This is a genomic window from Acetatifactor sp. (assembly GCF_982438285.1).
In genome coordinates, this window is the sequence record NZ_CEWDFQ010000308.1 from 1 (window position 1) to 3,749 (window position 3,749).

The 3,749-nt window shown below is 45.7% G+C and carries 7 protein-coding genes; all 7 read left to right on the forward strand.

Going from position 1 to position 3,749, the window contains the following annotated elements:
* The first annotated feature begins 161 nt into the window (after nt 1-161).
* Nucleotides 162-794, forward strand: a complete 633-nt coding sequence (locus AC1WIP_RS12945; protein ID WP_481142218.1) for a cytidylate kinase-like family protein — start codon at nt 162-164, stop codon at nt 792-794.
* A 187-nt stretch (nt 795-981) separates the two neighbouring features.
* Nucleotides 982-1,287, forward strand: a complete 306-nt coding sequence (rplU, locus tag AC1WIP_RS12950; RefSeq protein ID WP_318704312.1) for a 50S ribosomal protein L21 — start codon at nt 982-984, stop codon at nt 1,285-1,287.
* A gap of 5 nt (nt 1,288-1,292) precedes the next feature.
* On the forward strand, nt 1,293-1,637 hold the full coding sequence (locus tag AC1WIP_RS12955; protein ID WP_481142219.1) for a ribosomal-processing cysteine protease Prp: 345 nt from the start codon (nt 1,293-1,295) through the stop codon (nt 1,635-1,637).
* Between the two features lie 3 nt (nt 1,638-1,640).
* Nucleotides 1,641-1,925, forward strand: coding sequence for a 50S ribosomal protein L27 (gene rpmA / locus AC1WIP_RS12960; protein ID WP_318704310.1), 285 nt, complete (start codon nt 1,641-1,643; stop codon nt 1,923-1,925).
* A gap of 117 nt (nt 1,926-2,042) precedes the next feature.
* On the forward strand, nt 2,043-3,338 hold the full coding sequence (gene obgE, locus AC1WIP_RS12965) for a GTPase ObgE (RefSeq protein ID WP_481142220.1): 1,296 nt from the start codon (nt 2,043-2,045) through the stop codon (nt 3,336-3,338).
* Nucleotides 3,339-3,347: 9 nt separating this feature from the next.
* Nucleotides 3,348-3,638 carry a ribosome assembly RNA-binding protein YhbY gene (yhbY, locus tag AC1WIP_RS12970; RefSeq protein WP_318704308.1) on the forward strand — a complete coding sequence of 97 codons (291 nt, stop codon included), beginning with the start codon at nt 3,348-3,350 and terminating at the stop codon, nt 3,636-3,638.
* A gap of 5 nt (nt 3,639-3,643) precedes the next feature.
* The coding region (locus AC1WIP_RS12975; protein WP_481142221.1) for a nicotinate-nicotinamide nucleotide adenylyltransferase at nt 3,644-3,749 on the forward strand (106 nt) is incomplete at its 3' end.

The window sequence follows — 3,749 nt, forward strand, 5'->3', positions numbered from 1 at the left end:
TTCTTATTTTAGCATGTCCGGCGCAAAAATGCAAACAAAAATTTAAAAAAATTTGAAGATTGGTTGTGCAAAAGGCAAAAATATTGTATAATACAAACAGATAAATGCGGAGGGTTTCTTTTAAAAAGCATTTATACTTTTGACAGAAGGCAGGTGTTTCTATGAATACAATTATTACGATTGGACGCCAGTTTGGTTCCGGAGGACGTGAAATAGGGGAAAAGGTTGCAGAATATTTCGGCATCAAATGCTATGATAAAGAGCTTCTGACCCGTGCCGCACAGGAAAGCGGTTTTTGTGAGGAAATGATCAGAAATCATGATGAGAGACCTACAAATTCATTCCTGTATAATCTGGTTATGGATACTTATTCTTTCGGCTATAATTCCTCCTCCTTTGTGGATATGCCCATCAGCCACAAGGTGTTTCTGGCCCAGTTTGACACCATTAAAAAGATTGCGGACGAGGGTCCCTGCGTGATCGTAGGCCGCTGTGCAGATTATGCGCTGGCAGATTATAAGAATTGTGTTCACCTGTTTATTTTCGGAAACGAGGATGCAAAGGTAAAAAGAATTATGCAGAAGTATGATCTGCCGGAGGCAAAGGCCAGGGAAATGATCCTGAAAAAGGATAAGCAGCGCCAGAGCTATTACAATTATTATTCCTCCAAAAAGTGGGGCCGGGCAGACAGCTATGATCTGTGTATCAACAGCAGTGTCCTGGGCGTAGAGGGCACGGTGAAGCTGATTATCCAGTATGTGGAGGATTTTGAGAAACGGGGCGAAGCTAAATAGGGAGGCCAGACAGGCTGGTCAAATAGGTTGTAAATAAGGTATTGACAAATAAAGGCACCTCATGCTATGATACTACGGTATGCCGCATAACAAGGTAGAAGTATGTTCCCTGGATGGAGCATCACCAAAGTTAGCGAGTAAATGAACAAAGTTTCGACGTAGTTCATGAATAGGAGGTGCCTTAATTATGTACGCAATTATTGCAACAGGTGGAAAACAGTACAAGGTTTCCGAGGGAGATGTAATCAGAGTGGAAAAGCTTGATGCAGAAGCCGGAAACACCGTTACTTTTGACCAAGTGATCGCAGTAAGTGACGACACCCTGAAGGTAGGTGCTGACGTTGCAAATGCAACCGTTTCAGCAACTGTTATGGAGCAGGGAAGAGGTAAGAAGGTTATTGTATACAAATACAAGAGAAAAACCGGCTACCACAAGAAAAACGGTCATAGACAAGCATACACTCAGGTTAAAATTGACAAAATCAATGCGTAAGCGTTATGACTACGATTGTGATCCGCAAGGACAAAAATGAAAGCTACAGAGGTTTTCTCTGTATGGGACATGCACAGTACGCCAAAAAGCATTTTTTCAGGGCAGAGCCGGATATTCTCTGCGCAGCCATATCCATGATGGTGATCAGCACCATCAATTCTCTTGAGGAGCTGGCTGGAGAAAAGCTTACTGTGACATCCAATGAGGAAACAGGCTTTATCCGGTGTGATTTTGAGGGCGTTTTGCAGGAAAAATCAGCTTTTCTCATGGATTCCATGGTTTTTTCCCTGGAAAATCTGAGTAAAAAGTATGGCGGACAGTATTTACAGATTAGATTCGAGGAGGTGTAGACCATGTTTAATTTGAACCTTCAATTTTTTGCACATAAAAAGGGAGTTGGTTCTACCAAGAACGGCAGAGACTCCGAGGCGAAGAGATTAGGTGCGAAGAGAGCTGACGGACAATTCGTAAAAGCAGGAAACATTTTGTACAGACAGCGTGGAACCAAGATTCATCCTGGTGTAAACGTTGGCAAGGGCGGAGACGATACATTGTTTGCATTGGTTGACGGCATTCTCAGATTTGAGAGAAAGGGCCGTGACAAGAAACAGGCTTCCGTATATCCTGTGGAGAAATAATACGAGTTTAGACAGGACTTCAAACATAATGCTTGTTTGAAGTCCTTTTTGCAACGTAAGGATGTCATGCAGAGGGCGGCATCCGTTGTTTAAGGCCAGGAAAGGAGGGCATCATCAATGTTTGCAGACAGGGCCAAAATCTATGTGAGCAGCGGCAAGGGCGGCGATGGCCATGTTTCCTTCAGACGTGAGAAATATGTTCCCAACGGCGGTCCCGACGGCGGCGACGGGGGACACGGCGGCGATGTGATTTTTGCGGTAGATGAAGGCTTGAACACGCTGATAGATTTCCGGCATATCCGCAAGTACAGGGCTGAGGATGGACAGGCGGGAGATAAGAGAAACTGCCGGGGGAAGGACGGTCAGGATATCGTCATAAAGGTTCCTGAAGGAACGGTCATCAAGGAAGCGGAAACCGGAAAGGTGATCGTTGATATGTCGGGGAAAAACAAACGAGTGGTTCTTTTAAAGGGCGGCAGAGGCGGCAACGGCAATCAACACTATGCCACCAGCACCATGCAGGCGCCAAAGTACGCACAGCCCGGACAGCCTGCTCAGGAGCTTACGCTTTTGCTGGAGCTGAAGGTGATTGCCGATGTGGGTTTGGTCGGATTTCCCAATGTGGGAAAATCTACCTTTTTGTCAAGAGTGACAAATGCAAAGCCGAAAATTGCCAATTATCATTTTACTACCCTAAATCCGAATCTGGGAGTTGTGGATCTGGAGGGAACAAAGGGGTTTGTCATTGCCGATATTCCTGGGCTGATTGAGGGCGCTTCCGAGGGTGTGGGCCTGGGCCATGAATTTTTAAGGCATATTGAACGTACCAAGGTGATTATTCATATGGTAGACGCCGCGGGGACGGAGGGAAGAGACCCAATTGCAGATATTTACGCCATTAACAAGGAGCTGGAGGCTTATAATCCCGAGCTTGCAAAAAGACCACAGGTGATTGCAGCCAATAAGATAGACGCTGTCTATACTGGTCCTGAACAGGAAAATCCGGTGGAGGCCATCCGGGCAGAATTTGAGCCAAAGGGTATTGCAGTTTTTCCTATTTCTGCCGTTGCCGGAGAGGGTGTGAAGGAGCTTCTGTACCATGTGGAAAATATGCTGGAAAGCATTGGTGAGAAACCAACTGTCTTTGAGCAGGAGTATTTCCCGGAGAGGAAGGCAGGATATTCCGAGGAGCCGTACACGGTAAGCTATGATGAAAAGGCTGACGAGTATGTGGTGGAGGGACCCAGAATCGAAAAAATGCTGGGTTACACCAATTTGGAAAGTGAAAAGGGCTTTACCTTTTTCCAGAATTTCCTGAAGGACAATGGAATTCTGGAACAGCTGGAAGCTCTTGGCATTGAGGAGGGCGATACGGTTCGGATGTATGGGCTTTCCTTTGATTATTATAAGTAGGAGGAATTTATGACCAGTAAGCAGAGAGCATATTTAAAGGGGCTTGCCAGTACACTGAATCCTGTTTTTCAGATCGGAAAATACGGGTTGACTGCAGAAGTCACAGAGGCGGTGCAGGAGGCTTTTAACAACCATGAGCTGATCAAGCTGGGCGTTTTAAAAAACTGTGTTGAGGATCCCAATGAAATTGCGGAAATGTTGTCTGAAAGGACGCATTCTCAGGTGGTTCAGGTGATTGGAAAGCGGATTGTCCTTTATAAACCGGACAAGGATAAGCCGAAGATTCAGCTTCCCAGGTGACGGACATGAAAAGAATCGGCGTCATGGGAGGTACATTCAATCCCATCCATATAGGACATTTAATGCTGGCAGAATGTGCCCGGGATGAATTTTCACTGGATCAGATGTGGC

Excerpts from the sequence above, each read along its gene's own strand:
- AC1WIP_RS12945 (WP_481142218.1), top strand. The coding sequence starts at position 162 with ATGAATACAATTATTACGATTGGACGCCAGTTTGGTTCCGGAGGACGT.
- rplU (WP_318704312.1), top strand. The coding sequence starts at position 982 with ATGTACGCAATTATTGCAACAGGTGGAAAACAGTACAAGGTTTCCGAG.
- AC1WIP_RS12955 (WP_481142219.1), top strand. The coding sequence starts at position 1,293 with ATGACTACGATTGTGATCCGCAAGGACAAAAATGAAAGCTACAGAGGT.
- rpmA (WP_318704310.1), top strand. The coding sequence starts at position 1,641 with ATGTTTAATTTGAACCTTCAATTTTTTGCACATAAAAAGGGAGTTGGT.
- obgE (WP_481142220.1), top strand. The coding sequence starts at position 2,043 with ATGTTTGCAGACAGGGCCAAAATCTATGTGAGCAGCGGCAAGGGCGGC.
- yhbY (WP_318704308.1), top strand. The coding sequence starts at position 3,348 with ATGACCAGTAAGCAGAGAGCATATTTAAAGGGGCTTGCCAGTACACTG.